Source organism: Rubellimicrobium thermophilum DSM 16684 (genome assembly GCF_000442315.1).
Lineage (GTDB): Bacteria > Pseudomonadota > Alphaproteobacteria > Rhodobacterales > Rhodobacteraceae > Rubellimicrobium > Rubellimicrobium thermophilum.
This window is the reverse complement of the sequence record NZ_KE557320.1, coordinates 948530-965235: the sequence shown is the minus strand read 5'-3', so window position 1 is coordinate 965235 and position 16706 is coordinate 948530. Positions and strand designations below refer to the sequence as shown.

The 16706-nt window shown below is 70.0% G+C and carries 12 protein-coding genes and 4 pseudogenes; 11 read left to right on the top strand and 5 right to left on the bottom strand.

The window, feature by feature from the left end; all coding sequences use genetic code 11:
* Nucleotides 1-5: 5 nt before the first annotated feature.
* Entirely contained in the window at nt 6-1256 is a 1251-nt protein-coding gene (gene tyrS / locus RUTHE_RS05645; protein ID WP_021097359.1) for a tyrosine--tRNA ligase, read from the bottom strand.
* 71 nt (nt 1257-1327) lie between these two features.
* On the opposite strand from tyrS, the pseudogene RUTHE_RS15950 reads away from it, so the two are divergent.
* Nucleotides 1328-2386: pseudogene (locus tag RUTHE_RS15950) on the top strand (anhydro-N-acetylmuramic acid kinase); the annotation flags it as partial.
* Nucleotides 2387-2558: 172 nt separating this feature from the next.
* The gene (locus tag RUTHE_RS05635; protein ID WP_021097357.1) at nt 2559-3227 is read left to right on the top strand and encodes an outer membrane protein; all 669 of its coding nucleotides are present in this window, start codon (nt 2559-2561) and stop codon (nt 3225-3227) included.
* A 95-nt stretch (nt 3228-3322) separates the two neighbouring features.
* Here the strand turns inward: RUTHE_RS05635 and RUTHE_RS05630 are convergent.
* Nucleotides 3323-4524: pseudogene (locus RUTHE_RS05630) on the bottom strand (pyridoxal phosphate-dependent aminotransferase).
* 257 nt (nt 4525-4781) lie between these two features.
* Between RUTHE_RS05630 and cysS the strand changes: the two are divergent.
* From cysS to RUTHE_RS05610, 4 genes are all read left to right on the top strand, one after another.
* Entirely contained in the window at nt 4782-6170 is a 1389-nt protein-coding gene (gene cysS / locus RUTHE_RS05625; RefSeq protein ID WP_021097354.1) for a cysteine--tRNA ligase, read from the top strand.
* 133 nt (nt 6171-6303) lie between these two features.
* Nucleotides 6304-7938 (top strand): citramalate synthase, encoded by a 1635-nt coding sequence (gene cimA / locus RUTHE_RS05620; RefSeq protein WP_021097353.1) that lies wholly within the window; start codon nt 6304-6306, stop codon nt 7936-7938.
* 15 nt (nt 7939-7953) lie between these two features.
* A complete protein-coding gene (locus tag RUTHE_RS05615) occupies nt 7954-8295 on the top strand; it encodes a hypothetical protein (protein WP_021097352.1) in 342 nt (113 codons plus the stop codon).
* Nucleotides 8292-9044 carry a squalene/phytoene synthase family protein gene (locus RUTHE_RS05610; RefSeq protein ID WP_021097351.1) on the top strand — a complete coding sequence of 251 codons (753 nt, stop codon included), beginning with the start codon at nt 8292-8294 and terminating at the stop codon, nt 9042-9044. Before RUTHE_RS05615 ends, RUTHE_RS05610 begins: the two co-directional genes overlap by 4 nt.
* 2 nt (nt 9045-9046) lie before the next feature.
* On the opposite strand, the gene RUTHE_RS05605 is transcribed toward RUTHE_RS05610, so the two are convergent.
* From RUTHE_RS05605 to cobA, 3 genes and pseudogenes are all read right to left on the bottom strand, one after another.
* A complete protein-coding gene (locus RUTHE_RS05605; protein WP_021097350.1) occupies nt 9047-10282 on the bottom strand; it encodes an MFS transporter in 1236 nt (411 codons plus the stop codon).
* Nucleotides 10279-11583, bottom strand: a complete 1305-nt coding sequence (locus RUTHE_RS05600) for a cobyrinic acid a,c-diamide synthase CobB (RefSeq protein ID WP_040645006.1) — start codon at nt 11581-11583, stop codon at nt 10279-10281. The genes RUTHE_RS05605 and RUTHE_RS05600 overlap by 4 nt, the downstream gene beginning before the upstream one ends.
* Nucleotides 11580-12403, bottom strand: a pseudogene (gene cobA, locus RUTHE_RS05595) (uroporphyrinogen-III C-methyltransferase). Before cobA ends, RUTHE_RS05600 begins: the two are co-directional and overlap by 4 nt.
* Nucleotides 12404-12608: 205 nt before the next feature.
* On the opposite strand from cobA, the pseudogene RUTHE_RS16780 reads away from it, so the two are divergent.
* From RUTHE_RS16780 to RUTHE_RS05570, 5 genes and pseudogenes are all read left to right on the top strand, one after another.
* Nucleotides 12609-13647 (top strand): annotated as a pseudogene (locus RUTHE_RS16780) (cobalt-precorrin-5B (C(1))-methyltransferase).
* Entirely contained in the window at nt 13644-14411 is a 768-nt protein-coding gene (locus RUTHE_RS16775) for a cobalt-precorrin-6A reductase (protein WP_021097345.1), read from the top strand. The pseudogene RUTHE_RS16780 and the gene RUTHE_RS16775 overlap by 4 nt, the downstream one beginning before the upstream one ends.
* The gene (locus RUTHE_RS05580) at nt 14408-15031 is read left to right on the top strand and encodes a DNA-3-methyladenine glycosylase family protein (RefSeq protein ID WP_021097344.1); all 624 of its coding nucleotides are present in this window, start codon (nt 14408-14410) and stop codon (nt 15029-15031) included. Before RUTHE_RS16775 ends, RUTHE_RS05580 begins: the two co-directional genes overlap by 4 nt.
* A gap of 219 nt (nt 15032-15250) precedes the next feature.
* On the top strand, nt 15251-15916 hold the full coding sequence (locus RUTHE_RS05575) for an alpha/beta hydrolase (protein WP_021097343.1): 666 nt from the start codon (nt 15251-15253) through the stop codon (nt 15914-15916).
* Between the two features lie 144 nt (nt 15917-16060).
* A complete protein-coding gene (locus RUTHE_RS05570; RefSeq protein WP_021097342.1) occupies nt 16061-16657 on the top strand; it encodes an HNH endonuclease in 597 nt (198 codons plus the stop codon).
* The last annotated feature ends 49 nt before the right edge of the window (nt 16658-16706 follow it).

The window sequence follows — 16706 nt, the reverse complement described above, 5'->3', positions numbered from 1 at the left end:
GGCCGTCATTCCAGCCGAACCAGGGCGTGCCGCTTGCGCCCGGCCGAGAGCTTCAGCCCGCCGCGCAGTTCCTCGACCGTCATCAGCCGCGGTTCGGTCACGACGATATCGTTGATTCGTGCCGCGCCTTCGGCAAGGAGACGGCGCGCCTCCTTGCCGCTTGCGGCCAGGCCGGCCTGCACGAACAGCGCGGTATTGGCGATGCCCGCGGCTGCCTGTTCCGCGGTGACGATGATCGTGGGCAGCTCTTCGCCCACGCCGCCGGCCTCGAACACCTCGCGCGCGGTGCGTTCGGCCGCTTGGGCGGCTTCGCGCCCGTGAAGCAGCGCCGTCACCTCGTTGGCCAGGATGATCTTGGCGGCGTTGATCTCGGAGCCGCCCAGCGCACCCAGCCTTTCGCATTCGGCGACCGGCAGCTCGGTATAGAGCTTGAGGAAGCGCCCCACATCCGCATCCGTGGTGTTGCGCCAGAACTGCCAGAATCCATAGGGCGAGAGCATCGCCGCAGACAGCCACACGGCGCCGGAGGCGCTCTTGCCCATCTTGCGCCCATCCGAGGTGGTCAGCAGCGGCGAGGTCAGACCGTAGAGCTCCACCCCGTCCACGCGCCGCGCAAGATCGATCCCCGAGACGATGTTGCCCCACTGGTCGGAGCCGCCCATCTGCAGCAGGCAACCATGGCGCCGATGCAGTTCGACGAAGTCATAGGCCTGCAGGATCATATAGTTGAACTCGAGGAAGGAGAGGGACTGCTCGCGATCGAGCCGCGTCTTCACGCTCTCGAAGGACAGCATCCGGTTGACGCTGAAATGCCGCCCCACATCGCGCAGGAAGTCGAGATAGTTGAGCCCGTCGAGCCATTCGGCGTTGTTGAGCATCAGCGCATCCGTCGGCCCTTCGCCATAGGACAGGTAGCGCGCGAAGACCCCCTTCATGCCGGCGATGTTGGCGTCGATCTGCTCTGGCGTCAGCAGCGGCCGTTCCTCGGAGCGGAAGGAGGGATCGCCGACCTTGGTCGTGCCGCCCCCCATCAGGGTGATCGGCCTGTGCCCCGTCTTCTGGAGCCAGCGCAGCATCATGATGTTGAGCAGATGCCCCACATGCAGCGAGGCGGCGGTTGCGTCATAGCCGATATAGGCCGGCACCGGGCCTGCGCAGAGGGCCGCATCGAGCCCCTCCAGATTCGTGCAGTCGGCGTAATAGCCCCGCTCCAGCATCACCTGCAGGAAATCGGACCTGGGCTGCGTGCGGGTCATGGCCTTGCTCCCTTCGGGGGTGTCGGGGCATCGTCATAGGGATGCAGGCCGGGAAGGGGAAGATGACCGCGATGCGCGCGCTCGGGGCGATGTCGGGCACCTCGCTCGATGGGGTGGATGCGGCCCTTCTCCTCACCGATGGCGAGCGGATCGAGGGCTTCGGTCCCGCCGCCTATCGCCCCTATTCGGACGCCGAACGCAGCGTGCTGCGTGCGGCGCTCGGCCACTGGGCGGGAGAGGCGGTCGAAGCCGCGGCCCGGATCGTCGAGGACGCCCATGCCGAACTTCTCTCCACCATCCCGGGGGCCGAGATCGTCGGCTTTCACGGCCAGACCCTCGCGCATGAGCCGCGGGGACGGGGCACCCATCAGGCGGGCGATGGCGCGCGACTGGCCGAACGGCTCGGCCTGCCCGTGGTCTGGGACTTCCGCTCCGCCGATGTCCGTCTGGGGGGCGAGGGGGCGCCGCTTGCCCCCTTCTATCACTGGGCGCTGGCGCGCTGGGCAGGCGAGGCAGAGCCGGTTGCCGTCCTCAATCTGGGGGGGGTAGGCAATCTCACCTGGCTCGATCCCCGTGCCGGGCGGCCCGAAGAGGCGGGGGCGCTCCTCGCCTTCGACACCGGTCCCGCCAACGCGCCCATCGACGATCTGATGCAGCGTCGCCGCGGCCTTCCGCGGGACGACGGCGGCGCGCTGGCCGCGCAGGGAGAGGTCGCCATGCCGGTGGTCGAACGCCTGATGGCGAATCCGCATTTCTTCCGCCTGCCGCCCAAGTCGCTTGATCGCGATGCCTTCGCCTGGCTGGCCGGGGCGGTGGCCGACCTCTCCGATGCCGACGCCGCGGCGACCCTGACGGCCTGTGCCGCCGCCGCCGTCATGCGGGGGATGGAGATGCTGCCCGCTGCGCCTTCCCGTCTCCTCGGTGGGGGGCGGGGGCGCCACAACCGGACCCTCATGGCGATGCTGGCCGCCGCCCTCGACTGTCCCGTCGAACCCGTCGAGACCTGGGGTGTGGATGGCGACATGGTCGAGGCCCAGGCCTTCGCCTTCCTGGCGGTGCGGGTGCTGCGCGGCCTGCCCACCTCCTGCCCGGGCACGACCGGCGTGCAGGCCGCCGTGGCGGGGGCATCGTCAGTCATCCGGCAGGGACGGCATCGGAGCTCCGCTCTCCGGCGCGGACCCGAACACGAGTTCGTGCGACTGATTGAACCGCCTGCCCGACTGCCTAGCTTGGGGCGAGGTTGCAGGTGGCCCGTTGTGCTCTTCAGGCCCCCTGCCTCCGGCAAGAAGAAGGAATGTCGACATGACGATCCGCATCACGGCGGCTGCTGCTGCCGTCTCGCTCCTGTCTGTGCCCGCCTTTGCCGGCGGTTTGGCCGAACCCGTCTCTCCGCCGGCTGTCACCCCCGCGGTCCCGGCGCCGGTTCCGGTGGCCCCGGTTGCCCCTTCTGCCGATTGGACCGGTGCTTATGTCGGGGGGCAGCTCTCCTATGGCAAGGTGGGCGTGACCGAAGACGCATCGGGCTTCGACGAAACCTATTCGGGGACACTCTACGGCCTGCATGCCGGTTACAACCAGGATTTCGGCCGCATCGTCGCGGGGGTCGAGGCCGCTTATGACTGGGCGGATCTTGATCTGGGCGACGGCACCACGCCGGTCACCGGCACGCTCGATTCGGTGGCACGTATCGGGGCGCGGGTGGGCTATGACGGGGGGCGCGTCCTGCCCTATGTCACCGCCGGCTGGGCCCGTGCCGATGTGAGCGGCACCGGCACCTCTGCCGGTATCGAGGAATCCTATGACGGCTGGTATGCCGGGGCGGGCTTCGACTATGCCGTCACGGATCGCTTCACCGTGGGCGGCCAGCTTCTCCGCCACGAATTCGATGTGGACCAGTTCGGCGGCTCTGCCGTCTCGGGCGTCGATGCCGGTCTGACGACGGCAGGCATCCGCGCCTCGTTCCGCTTCTGAAACCGCAGACCGCGGAGACATTCCGGACAAGGACGGGGGGCGTCTGCGGGCGCCTCCCGGTCCGTGACCCTCAATCCGGGCCCCTCAATCCTGGCTCAGCCGACTTTTGCTGCGGCCCGCTGCTCGGCCAGTTGTCCGGCAAGGCGAAGGAGCCGCGCCAGCGCATCCTCATAGACCTCGTCGGCAACGGTCATCGCCACCCGGACATGCCCGGCCGCCGCGCGGCCGAAGCTCTCGCCCGGCATGACGGCGACATGCTCTGCCTCGAGCAGACGCTCGGCAAAGGCGATACCGCTCAGCCCTGTCGCGCGCAGGTCCAGCATCGCATACATCCGCCCCCCTGGGGGGCGAGCCGCACCACCGACTGCCCGGCCAGCAGGCGCTGGGTGATGGCGCGGCGGCGGCGGAAGGGCTCGGCGATCCGGGCCTCGTAGCCGGGCCCGAGCGAGAGGGCGAACACCCCGGCATCCTGGATGAAACCGGGAATGCCATAGTTCGACACCGTGGACAGATCCCACAGCGCGAGGATCGCCTCCTCCGGCCCGATGACCCAGCCGAGGCGGCTTCCGGTCATGGCATGGCTCTTGGACATGGAGCCGACGACAAGCGTCCTCTCCATCATTCCCGGCATGGCACGGGGGGAGAGGAATTCCCCTTCCCAGATCTGCGAATCATAGACCTCGTCCGAGATCACCCACAGATCGTGCCGCGCGGCCACCCGCGCCACGCCCTCGAGCGTGCGGCGCGAATAGACCACGCCGGTCGGGTTGTTGGGCGAGTTGATCAGCAGCGACCGCGCCCCGCCTGCGGCGGCCGCGGCAAGATCGGCCTCGCCGGGTTCGAATCCCTCTTCGGCCCGGGCCCGCACGGCCACCGGCGTCAGCCCCGTGGCACGGATCGTGCCGGGATAGGTTGCGTAATAGGGATCGACATAGAGCGCAGGATCCCCTGGATCGCCGACCAGCTGATGGGCGGCGAAGAGGGCGGCCTGCCCTCCCGGCGTGATGAGGACGTTTTCGGGCCGTGTCGGCACGCCTGTCATCCGCTCGGCCCGCTCGGCCACTGCTGCCCGCAGGGCGGGGATTCCGGGAATGGCGGCATAGCCCGTATGACCGGCCCGCGCTGCGGCATGCATGGCGTCCAGGATGGCCGGATCGGTCTTGATGTCATGTTCCCCGATGGTGAGCTCCACCACGGGAATTCCCTGCGCGATCATTGCCTTCGCGCGATAGAACATCTCCCAGCCGTCCGATCCGGCCTCGGTGATATGGGTGATGCGGTGCGACAAGAGGGGCATGGCGGCGGGCATGGGCCGGCGGCGGGCCGAAGTCAATCCGCCATCGGCTCCGCATCGGCATTCCGGCCCGGTCCGGGCGTGTCTGGCCGCTGGACGGGCGGCGCTGGGCCTGCTAGAGCGGTCGCATGACGCGACGCCCCATCCTCATCGGCGGCATCATCATTCCCTGCTGACATCCGTCACGCGGGCCGTATCGTCGCACTCCTCCGGTGAGATCGAGACAAGCCCGCGGGCCACCCCCCCCCGCGCGAGGCGCCATGACCACGATCCGCCTGACCAACACCCGGACCCGCCGCAAGGAGCTCTTCGAGCCGATCGATCCCGGCAATGTCCGCATGTATGTCTGCGGCCCGACGGTCTATGACCGCGCCCATCTGGGCAATGCGCGGCCCGTCGTCGTGTTCGACGTGCTTTTCCGCCTGCTCCGCCATGTCTATGGGGCGGATCACGTGACCTATGTCCGCAACGTCACGGACGTGGACGACAAGATCAACGCCCGCGCGGCGGAATCGGGCCGCGACATCCGCGCCATCACCGAGGAGACGCTGCGCTGGTATCACGAGGACATGGATGCCCTCGGGGCGCTGCGGCCCACGCATGAGCCGCGGGCGACCGAATGGATCGGCGCCATGATCGCCATGATCGGAACGCTGATCGACAGGGGTCATGCCTATGAGGCGGCGGGACATGTCCTGTTCCGTGTCCGCTCGTATCGCGACTATGGCGCCCTGTCCGGCCGCTCCGTGGACGACATGATCGCCGGGGCCCGGGTCGAGGTCGCCCCCTTCAAGGAGGATCCCCTCGATTTCGTCCTCTGGAAGCCGTCCGATCCTTCGCTGCCCGGCTGGGAGTCCCCCTGGGGGCGTGGCCGTCCTGGCTGGCACATCGAATGCTCCGCCATGTCGCGCGCGCTTCTGGGCGACAGCTTCGACATCCATGGCGGCGGCCTCGACCTCCAGTTCCCGCATCATGAGAACGAGATCGCCCAGAGCCGCTGTGCCCATCCGGAGGGCGGCTTCGCCCGTCTCTGGATGCACAACGAGATGCTGCTGGTGGACGGGCGGAAGATGTCGAAATCGCTCGGCAACTTCTTCACGGTGCGGGATCTGCTGGATCGGGGCGTGCCGGGCGAGGTGATCCGCTTCGTCCTGCTGTCCACCCATTACGGCAGGCCCATGGACTGGACCGATGCCAAGGCCCGCGAGGCGCAGGAGATCCTGTTCCGCTGGCACGAGATCGCGCGTCAGGCCCCCGAAGGCCCCCCCCATCCGGAGATGGTCGATCTGCTGGCCGACGATCTCAACACGGCCGGCGCCATCGCCCTGCTTCACCGGCTGGCAGGCGAAGGCGACGGTGCCGCCCTGCGCGGATCGGCGGCCCTTCTCGGCCTTCTGGGCGAGGAGATGGGGCGTTGGGCCGAACCGAAGGCCGACGGGGATCTGCTGGCCCGGCTGGCGCAGACCCTCACGCAAGAGAGGGTCAGGGCCCGCCAGACGCGCGATTTCTCGACGCTCGACAGGGCCCGGCAGGCCCTGACCGAAGCAGGGATCGAGGTGCGCATGACGGCCGATGCCGTGACGCTCCATCCCGGTCCCGGCACCGATCCCGCGCGCCTGCGCGAGCTGGCGGCGGAGATCGCCCCGTGACTTCGCCGCGCCGCAGGGGGCGGTCGGACCGGCTTGTATCTCTTCCCCGGGGCCTTGACAGCACAAGCGGGCCCATGGGGTTCCTGTGTCCCGCCCTTTCCTGCCGGACAGGCCATCAGCAAGGACTGCGCCCATGACCTCGGTGCCGGAACGCCTCCATCTCTACGACACCACGCTGCGCGACGGGGCCCAGACCCAGGGCGTCCAGTTCACGACATCCGAGAAGCTGCGCATCGCGGCGGTGCTGGATGCGCTGGGCGTGGACATGATCGAAGGCGGATGGCCCGGCGCGAACCCCACCGATTCGGAGTTCTTCGAGAAGGCTCCCCGCACCCGCGCGACGCTGGCCGCCTTCGGCATGACCAAGCGATCGGGCCGTTCGGCCGACAATGATGACCTGCTGGCCGCTGTTCTGAACGCCGAGACTCCGGCCGTTACCCTTGTCGGCAAGAGCCACGAATTCCACGTGCGGACGGCGCTGGGCATCCCTCTCGACGAGAATCTCGACAACATTCGCCAGAGCTTTGCCCATCTGCGGGCGAAGGGGCGCGAGGCGATCTTCGATGCCGAGCATTTCTTCGACGGCTGGAAGGCGGATCCCGGCTATGCCATCGCCTGTCTCCATGCGGCCTTTGCCGAAGGGGCGCGGTGGATCGTGCTGTGCGACACCAATGGCGGAACCCTCCCGCAGGAGGTCGCCCGCGCGGTCGAGGCCGTGATCGCCTCCGGCATCCCCGGCGACCGTCTGGGCATTCATGCGCATGACGACACCGGACAGGCGGTGGCCAACACGCTGGCGGCCGTGGATGCAGGCGTGCGGCAGATCCAGGGCACGCTGAACGGCCTCGGGGAACGCTGCGGCAACGCCAATCTGGTGACGCTGATCCCCACCCTGCTGCTCAAGGAGCCCTATCGCAGCCGCTATGTCACCGGCGTGACCGAGGAGGCCCTGCGCGGTCTGCTGCGGGCCTCGCGCACGCTGGACGAGATCCTGAACCGCGTGCCCGCCCGTCAGGCGCCCTATGTCGGTGCCGCCGCCTTCGCCCACAAGGCGGGGCTGCATGCCAGTGCCATCGCCAAGGATCCCACGACCTACGAACACATCGATCCGGCCGCGGTGGGCAATGTCCGCATCGTGCCGATGTCGATGCAGGCCGGCCAGTCCAACCTGCGCTCCCGCCTTGCCGAGGCCGGGATCGTCGTGGAACCCGGCGATCCGCGCCTTGCCCGCATCCTCGAGGAGGTCAAGGAACGCGAAGGGCGCGGCTATGCCTATGACACCGCCCAGGCGAGTTTCGAGCTGCTCGCCCGCCGTCTGCTCGGCCTGCTGCCGAGCTGGTTCGAAGTGGAACGCTACCGCGTCCTGTCGGAGCGGCGGCGCAATGCCCGGGGCCAGATCGTGACCGTCTCCGAAGCGGTCGTGACCGTCCAGATCGGCGATCGTCGCATCACGAGCTTTCACGAGAATGTCCACCGCCCCGAGGAAGGCGATCCCGGCCCTGTCCACGCCCTCTCCCAGGCGCTACGCGCCGATCTCGGCCCGCTTCAGGCGCATATCGACGACATGCGCCTGACCGATTTTGCCGTGCGCATCGTCGGCACGGGAACCGAGGCCGTCACCCGCGTCGTCATCGACAGCGAGGACGGGCAGGGACGGGAATGGACGACAGTTGGCGTTTCGGGCAACATCATCGATGCAAGCTTCGAGGCTCTGGTTGACGCCATCACCTGGAAGCTCTGCCGCGACGCTGTTCCTGTTCCCGGCTGAAAAGGACAAGAAGCCATGTGGGTTTTCCTGAACAACGCATTCCTGTCGATCATCCGGCCCACGGCAAGGGATGCGGCCCCGCCCGGCCATCTCCTTGTCCGCGGCCGTCTGCCCGGGGACATCGAACGCATCTTCCCCCACGCCACGGTGACCGAGACCCCGTCCCGCGACTACCGTTTCCGCACCTTGCTGCCGCAAGAGGAGGTGGCGGCCGCGCTGGCGCGGGCGGTCGAGGGGATCGATTACAACAACTTCAAGTCCTCGGTGAAGGACAGCGACCGGCACGACGCCTATTTCGATGTCTGGGAAGCGATGGCCTCGGCCCAGGCCGTCGCGCGGCGGCGCGAACGCAGGTGAGCCTTGCCGCCTGCGCCGAACGGGTGGAACGGGGCGATCCGGACCGTTTTCGTGCCGTCATGTCCGCCCCGCCTGCGGCGCGCGCGGTGCTCTTTCCTCTCTATGCCTTCAATCTGGAGGTGGCTCGTGCGCCATGGGTGACACGCGAGCCGCTTCTGGCGGAGATGCGCCTGCAATGGTGGCGCGATGTGATCGAAGGGGCAGGGCAGGGCGCTCCGCCCCCCTCGCACGAGATCGCCGGGCCGCTTGCGGCACTGATTCGCGACGGGCGTCTCGATCCGGCGCCGCTCGATGCCCTGATCGAGGCGCGCCGCCGCGACGCCGAACCCCGGCCGATGCATCTTGCCGAACTGCGCCCCTACCTCGAGGGCACCGCCGGGAACCTGCTCTGGGCCGCTGCGCAGGCCCTGGGCGGGACACGGCGCGAGGCGACGATCAAGATCGGATTCGCGCAGGGCGCCGCTCTCTGGCTTTCCGCGCTTCCCGAGCTGCGAACGCGGGGACGGGGCCTTGCGGATGACAGGGCCGACGCCGTCCGCAGCCTCGCGCAGGACGCCCTTGCCGCCTTGGCCGAGGCGAGGGCTGCTCGTCCGGGTCCGGCGGCTGCGCTGCGGGCGGCGACCTTGGCCGCCCCGATCCTGCGCGCCGCCCTGGCCGACCCCGAGGCCGTGTTCGCAGGGCGCCTTGCGATGCCCGAGGGGCAAAGGCGCCTGAGGCTGATCTGGGCGGCCCTGCGCGGGACGTGGTGACCTCAGGCTGGTCCGCCGCCTCGCGTCCGAAGCCAGATCAGCGCGGCCCCCGCCAGGACCAGGAAGGGGGTCATTGCGATGTTGACCGCCTGCCAGCCTTCGACCGCGCTGCTGCCCACACAGTTCATCAGCCCGCCGGAGGCCAGGGATGCGACCGTTACCGCGCCCATGACGATGGCATCATTCATCCCCTGCGCGATGCCCCGCTCCTCGGGCCGGTGCGCCTCTGCGAGCATCGCCGTGGCGCCGATGAAGCCGAAGTTCCAGCCCAGTCCCAGAAGCGCAAGTCCGGCGAAGAAGTTTGACAGGTTCACTCCGGCGATTCCCGTCACCCCCGCAAGGGCCAGGATCGCCAGTCCCGTCATGACGATCCGCGCGGCGCCGAAACGGGCGATCAGATGTCCGGTGAAGAAGCTCGGGACGAACATCGCCAGCACATGGACCGAGATCACGTCCGCCGCGTTGCCCGGCGTGAAGCCACAGCCCACCACGGCAAGCGGGGCGGAGGTCATGACAAGATTCATCAGGGCATAGGCCACCGCGCCGCAGATCACGGCCACCAGAACCGGGGGGCGCGCCAGCAGCTCTGCCCAGCCCGGTCCTGTGCCGCGCGGGGCCACGCCGGCCGCACGGGCGGGCAGATCGAGCAGGAAGAAAAGCCAGACCCCCAGCAGGTTGAGGGCGATTGCCACGACATAGCTGCCCAGGAAGGGAATCGCGAACAGATCCGTCGTGGCCTTGGCAAGCTGCGGCCCGGCGATGGCGGACAGCAGGCCTCCTGCCATCACCCAGGAGATGGCCTTGGGGCGGAACGCATCGGAGGCGGTGTCGGTTGCGGCAAAGCGGAAGAAGCCCTGCGTGGCCATGTAGCTGCCGGTCAGCAGGCAGCCCGTGACGAAGAGCGCGAAGGACCCGAGCGACAACCCCCAGGCCGACAGGGCCGATCCGGCGAGCCCCCCCGCCGTGCCCAGCACGAAGCCGGCCCGTCGTCCCCGTTTCTGCATGAAACCCGAAAGCCCGGGCGCCGAGAGCGCGGCCCCCAGCACCATGACCGTGACGGGCAGCGTCGCGAGGCAGGGCAGGGGCGTCAGCATGCTGCCGGCCAGCGCCGCGACGACAAAGGCCAGCGGGATCTGGCTGCCCAGAATGGCGGTTGCGGCGACCAGAACGATGACATTGCGCCGCGCCCGGCGATCGTCGGGGAGGTCTTCGGCCTGTGAATCGGCGGCAAGGGTCATGATGCAAGGGCTACGGTCCCGGCGGGGGCCTGTCCATCGAGGCGATCGATGAGATGCGCGAAGGATCCGCAGACGCGTCCCTGCCGAAGGCCCATGGGGCCGACGGGGCGTCCCTCCGCATCCCAGGCGCGGAACAGCGGTCTGCCTTCCTCGCGCTGGACCGTCGCATAGTGGAACTCATGTGCGGCCCAGCGCCCGGCAAAGGGCGGGGCGCCAGTTTCCACGATCCGGTAGCCCAGATGGAGGCGGCGCCGGGCGAAGGAGGTGGAGAGGGGCAGCAGGCCCGCCATCCGGTGCATCCGGCCCGTCTCATCCTCCAGGCTGTCGCCCAGAACCATGTATCCGCCGCATTCTCCATATATGACAATATCTTTTGCAGCCTTCCTCAGGGAAGACATGAAGGTTTCTGCCGCAGCGATCCGCCCGGCATGCAGTTCCGGATAGCCGCCGGGCAGGATCACCAGATCCGCCTCCGGCACCGCTTGGTCCGCGAGTGGCGAAAAGGGCAGGATCTCGGCCCCTGCCGCTCGCCAGTCGACCAGCAGATGCGGATAGGCAAAGGCAAAGGCGGCATCCGCGGCAAGGGCGATCCGCTGGGCAGGCGGGGGCAGGCGGGGCGTGGCCGGCGCGGGAGCGAGGGGGGCGGCCAGGGCAGCCAGCGCATCCAGATCCGCATGCGCCGCGATCCAGTCGGCCGCTCCCTGGATGAAGCTCTCCAGGTCAGCCCGTTCTGCCGCCTGCACCAGACCCAGGTGCCGCGACGGATGGACAAGCCCGGCCGCGCGCGGCAGCAGGCCCAGGACGGTCGTGCCCTCGCGCTCGACCGCGGCCCGCAGTATCGCCCCGTGTCGCGGCGATCCGACGCGGTTCAGCAGCACCGCGACCACCCGCACCGCCGGGTCATGCCGCAGGAAACCGGCGATCAGGGGCCCTGCCGACTGGGCCAACCGGCTGGCATCCACGACCAGGACCACGGGGATCCCCAGGATGCGCGCCAGGTCTCCGGCCGAGCCGCGCCCCTCGGGCGGGGCGCCGTCGAACAGGCCCATCGCCCCCTCGACCAGAAGCAGCCCGTCGCCCGCGGCCAGGGCCTGCAACCGGGCCGGCGCCATCGCCCAGGCATCGAGATTGAGGCAGGGCGCCCCGCAGGCGGCCTCATGAAAGCGCGGGTCGATATAGTCGGGCCCCGACTTCGCCCCCCGCACCGCAAGGCCCCGCTGCCGCAGCGCCCGCAGAAGCCCCAGCGTCACGACGGTCTTGCCGCTGCCCGAGGCAGGCGCCGCCACGAGAAGCCCTCTCACGCGCTTGCGCCCCGCTCTCGTATCCCCAGAGGATCGAGCGACCGCACCGGCCCCTGCCAGTCGAGCACCTGCCGCATCAGGACGGTGCGACCGACGCAGAGGATGGCAGGCGGCTCCACGCGTGCGGCCTCCTCCGCCAGCCGGCCCAGCACCGTCTCCACGACCTGCTGCGGGGCGTGGTCGCCTCGGCGACGATGGCGCAGGGTTCCGCGGGCGACCGGCCGGCCGCCAGCAACGCCCCGGCGATCGTCGCGGCATGTTTCAGCCCCATGTAGATGACGATCACTCCGGACGCCCGCGCGACCGCGCCCCAGTCGATCGCCGAAGGGGCCTCGCCCGTCTGGTCATGGCCGGTGACGAAGGTGACGGACTGGTTCACGTCGCGATGCGTCACCGGGATGCCGGCATAGGCCAGCCCGCCAATCCCGGCAGAGATGCCGGGGATCACCCGGATCGGCACGCCATGGGCCACAAGCGTCTGTCCCTCCTCGCCGCCGCGTCCGAAGACGAAGGGATCTCCGCCCTTGAGGCGCAGAACCCGCCGGCCTTCGCGCGCCAGCTCCACAAGCCGCAGCGAGATGTCGCGCTGCTTGGGGCTGGGCTTGCCGCCGCGCTTGCCGGCATGGATGCGTTCGGCCTGCGGCGCCCAGTCGAGGATCGCCGGCTCCACCAGGGCATCATGCACGACGACATCGCAGGATCGCAGCGCGTGCAGCGCGTGCAGCGTCAGCAGCCCCGGATCGCCCGGCCCCGCACCGCAAAGCCAGACCCAGCCGGGCAGGAATTCGGGCCAGTCATGGGAGGGCAGAGGGGGGGGCAGGGGGGGTCATGTCCGCCTTATGCCGCGAAGCCCGGTCGGCCGGAAGTCCGCCCGCGACACGCCGCCTGCCGGGGCCGACTCTGGCGCGGCCCGGGTCTTGGCCTTCATGCGTCGGCGATCCCGGCGGTTTCTGTGATCCGGTGCGGGTGCAATCCGGTGCGGGGTCGGCCTTGCCAGCCGCGCGGCCGCCCTTCATTCTCCGGCCGTGACCAGGACCTCCCTTCGCCGCGGCTGGACAACAGGCGCCTGCGCCACGGCGGCGCTGCGGGCGGCGCTGTCGCGCCTGTGGGGGGGGGAGTGGCCCGATCCGGTGACCATCCGCTTGCCGCGGGGCGAGACACCATCCTTCGCCTTGTCGCATCGGGCAGAGGGGGCGGACTGGGCCGAGGCCGGGATCGTCAAGGATGCGGGCGACGATCCGGATGTGACCCATGGCGCCCTGATCGTCACGCGGGTCGGGCCTTCGCCGGGCGGGGTCCTCTTCCGTGCGGGCGAGGGGGTCGGCACGGTGACGAAGCCGGGCCTTCCCGTCCCGCCGGGCGAACCGGCGATCAATCCCGTTCCCCGCGCCATGATGGAGGAGACGATTGCCGATCTGGCGGCGCGATACGGGCGCAGGGGGGATGTCACGGTCACCATCTCCATCCCCGGCGGCGAGGCGCTGGCCGCGCGGACATGGAACCCGCGTCTGGGCATCCTGGGGGGGCTGTCGATCCTCGGGACCACCGGGATCGTGCGACCCTTTTCCTGCGCGGCCTGGATCGCCTCGATCCATCGCGGGATCGATGTCGCCCGGGCGACCGGCCTGTCCCATGTCGCAGGCTGCACCGGTGCCACATCCGAGGCCGCCATCCGCGCCCTGCACGGTCTGCCGGTCGAGGCGATGATCGACATGGGCGATTTCGTCGGCGGCATGCTGAAGTATCTGCGCCGTCACCCCGTCTCGCGGGTGACGGTGGGCGGAGGCTTTGCCAAGATGGCCAAGCTGGCACAGGGGGGCACTCGATCTCCATTCTGGGCGTTCGCAGGTCGATATGGTGCGTCTGGCCGACTGGGCGGGCGATCCCGCCCTGGCCGAGGCGCCGACCGCCCTGGCCCTGCTCGAGGCGGCCGGGCCGGCTGTGGCCCGTCGCGTGGCCGAAGAGGCCCGGGCCCGTGTCGCGGATCTGCTGGGGGGCACGGCCCGGGCCGATGTCGTCGTCGTGGACCGGCAGGGCCGCATCCTGGCGCAGGCGGGCCCATGATCCTCCTGCTGGCCGGCACGGCCGAGGCGCGTCGCCTTGCCGAAGCTCTTGCCCGGCGGGGGATCCCGGCGATGGCCTCTCTCGCCGGGGTCACGCGGGCACCTGCGCCATTGCCGCTGCCCACGCGGATCGGGGGGTTCGGGGGGGATGCGGGTCTTGCGGCCTTTCTCGATGCCCATCCGGTCCGCGCGGTAATCGATGCCACGCATCCCTTCGCAGCCCGCATCACTGCGCGCGTGCATGCGGTCTGCGGCCGGCGCGGGTTGCCGCTGTTGCGGCTCGAACGCGCCCCCTGGGGGCCGGGAGAGGGGCGCATTTCCGTCGCCGACGAAGCCGAGGCCATCGGCCTCATCCCCCCCGATGCGGTCGTGCTGCTGACGACGGGGCGTCAGTCGCTGCCTGCCTGGGCGGGGCTGCGCGCTGCCCGCGTTCATCTGCGCGTCATCGATCCGCCCGATCCGGGCGCGGCACCCTTTCCCTTCCCCGGCGGCTGGGAGGTCGCCCGTCCCCCCTTCACCGAGGCGGCCGAGCGCGCCACCCTCCGCCGTCTGGGGGTCACGCATCTCGTCGCCAAGGATTCGGGCGGCGAGGAGGGACGCACCAAGCTCGATGCTGCGCGGGCCCTCGGCATCCCTGTCCTGCTGATCCGCCGTCCGCCCGTGCCGCCCGGCCTCGCGACCGTTGCCACGGTGGAAGACGCTCTCGCCTGGGCCGAAGCCCTGCCTGTCCTCCCCGGTCCTTCCGTTGCGGTGCCCCGTCCATGAGGATCCTCCGGTCGGATGCCTGTCTCGAGGAAGGGGCCACCTGGCTTGCCTCGCGCGAGCCGCGCTTTGCGATGGCCTATGCCCTCTGCCGCCCCATTCCCCTGCGGCGCACCGGCGACGGTTTTGCCCGTCTGCTGTCCTCCATCGTCAGCCAGCAGCTGTCGGTTGCCGCGGCCTCCTCCATCTGGACACGGCTCGAGGAACGCGGCCTGATCTCGCCCGAGGCCATCCTCGCCGCGCCGGAGGCGGATCTGCGCGCCGTCGGCCTGTCGCGTCAGAAGATCCGCTATGCCAGGGCACTGGCGGCGGCGGGGATCGACTATCCCGCCCTGCGCGAACTGCCGACGCAGGAGGTCGTGCGCTGCCTCACCCATGTTCCCGGTATCGGCGTCTGGACGGCCGAGATCTACGCCATGTTCGCGCTCGGCCATGCCGATGCCTTTGCGGCCGGCGACCTGGCGCTGCAGGAAGGGGCGCGCCTGCTTTTCGATCTGCCCGGGCGCCCGACGGAACGGGCGCTGCGCCGGATGGCCGAGGACTGGTCCCCCTGGCGGGCGGTCGCCGCGCGCATCCTGTGGGGCTATTATCGCGTCGCCAAATCGCGGGAAGGCGTCCGCTGATGACCGAGAGCTGGGGGGCTGGAGGGCGCCCGTCGCGACGGACGCGGATGCCGTCCCCGGTCGGCAGGGATTGCCCCGAGGCCCGGGACATGCTTGTCAGCAGGGGCGCCGGGCCTTCTGCCCGGCCGACAGCGTTTCCCTTCCGCGGAGGTCCGCGATGCCCCCGATGCCGTCTTGCCCTGCCGTCATCCCCTGTCATGCGCATGCGGGGGGCGGGCGATGACCCGCCCCCTCCGGGCGCTGCGCCGGGATGCCGCGACGGGCCGGGCCCGTTCCGCGCTTGTCTTCCTGCATGGCTACGGGGCCGATGCGCAGGATCTGTTCGGCCTGGCCGAGCCGCTCGCCCCGCATCTGCCCGATACGCTCTTTTTGTCCGTCGAGGCACCCGAACCCTGCCGGGCCGCGCCCTGGGGGCGGCAGTGGTTCCCCATCCCCTGGATCGACGGCTCCTCCGAGGCCGAGGCGCGTGAGGGCCTGCTTTCCGCCGCCGCCGATCTTCAGGCCTGGCTCGACGCAACCCTCGAGGCCGAGGGCCTCGCCGCCGGCCGCCTGGCCCTCTTCGGCTTCTCGCAGGGGGCGATGATGGCGCTCCACTGCGCGCCTCGCCGGTCCGAAACCCTTGCCGGTGTGGTCGCCTGCTCGGGCCGGCTTCTGGCGCCCGAACGGCTGGCGGCCGAGACCCTCTCCCGCCCCCCCGTGCTGCTGCTGCATGGCGACCGGGACGAGGTGGTTCCCCCCGCCGCCATGCCCGAGGCAGCCCATGCCCTGCACGACGCAGGATGGACGGCGGTCCGGACGCATGTCATGCGCGGCACGGCCCATGGCATCGCCCCGGATGGTCTGGGCGTCGCGCTGGCCTTCCTGCGCGACAGGCTGGCCGTCTGAACTGTCACAACACCGTCATCCGTACGGGCTACGCCTGACCTGCTTCCGACGGGCCGGCCGTGGGATCCGGGGCCGCTTGTCGTTGCGGAAGCCCCGGTTATAGTCCCCAATGGGGCCATGCAGGAACGGAGGTTCGGGCAGGGCATGACGGCGCAGAGGGCAGAGGACTTCCGGACCAGTTTCGTGCGCGATCCCGCATCGCTGCGCCAGCATCCGGCTCTGGTCCTGAATGCCGACTATCGTCCCCTGTCCTATTACCCGCTCTCGCTCTGGCCCTGGCAGGAGGCGGTGAAGGCCGCCTTTCTCGACCGCGTGGATATCGTCGCCACCTATGACGAATGCGTGCGTTCCCCTTCGACAACGCTGCGGATCCCGTCGGTCGTCGTGCTGCGCGACTATGTCCGGCCGCAGCGCACGGTGGCCTTCACGCGGTTCAACCTCTTCCTGCGCGACGAATTCTGCTGCCAGTATTGCGGCGCGAGGGGAGATCTGACCTTCGATCACATCGTGCCGCGGTCGCGCGGGGGCCGCACGAGCTGGGAGAACGTCGTCGCCGCCTGCGCGGCCTGCAACCTGCGCAAGGGCAACCTGCCGCTGAAGGCCTCGGGCCTCGTGCTGCGCCGCCAGCCCCGCCAGCCTTCCTCCGAGGAGCTGCGCAACATCGGCCGCAAGTTTCCGCCGAACTATCTCCACGAATCCTGGACGGATTACCTCTACTGGGACGCCGAACTCGAGCCCTGATCCCCCGGCCGGGGCGGTGCCGGGGGCATTCCGGGCGGGCCCTGCGGCG

What these genes read in the sequence shown, in the direction of transcription:
- tyrS (WP_021097359.1), bottom strand. Translation starts at nt 1,256, where the DNA reads ATGACCCGCACGCAGCCCAGGTCCGATTTCCTGCAGGTGATGCTGGAG.
- RUTHE_RS05635 (WP_021097357.1), top strand. Translation starts at nt 2,559, where the DNA reads ATGACGATCCGCATCACGGCGGCTGCTGCTGCCGTCTCGCTCCTGTCT.
- cysS (WP_021097354.1), top strand. Translation starts at nt 4,782, where the DNA reads ATGACCACGATCCGCCTGACCAACACCCGGACCCGCCGCAAGGAGCTC.
- cimA (WP_021097353.1), top strand. Translation starts at nt 6,304, where the DNA reads ATGACCTCGGTGCCGGAACGCCTCCATCTCTACGACACCACGCTGCGC.
- RUTHE_RS05615 (WP_021097352.1), top strand. Translation starts at nt 7,954, where the DNA reads ATGTGGGTTTTCCTGAACAACGCATTCCTGTCGATCATCCGGCCCACG.
- RUTHE_RS05605 (WP_021097350.1), bottom strand. Translation starts at nt 10,282, where the DNA reads ATGACCCTTGCCGCCGATTCACAGGCCGAAGACCTCCCCGACGATCGC.
- RUTHE_RS16775 (WP_021097345.1), top strand. Translation starts at nt 13,644, where the DNA reads ATGATCCTCCTGCTGGCCGGCACGGCCGAGGCGCGTCGCCTTGCCGAA.
- RUTHE_RS05580 (WP_021097344.1), top strand. Translation starts at nt 14,408, where the DNA reads ATGAGGATCCTCCGGTCGGATGCCTGTCTCGAGGAAGGGGCCACCTGG.
- RUTHE_RS05575 (WP_021097343.1), top strand. Translation starts at nt 15,251, where the DNA reads ATGACCCGCCCCCTCCGGGCGCTGCGCCGGGATGCCGCGACGGGCCGG.
- RUTHE_RS05570 (WP_021097342.1), top strand. Translation starts at nt 16,061, where the DNA reads ATGACGGCGCAGAGGGCAGAGGACTTCCGGACCAGTTTCGTGCGCGAT.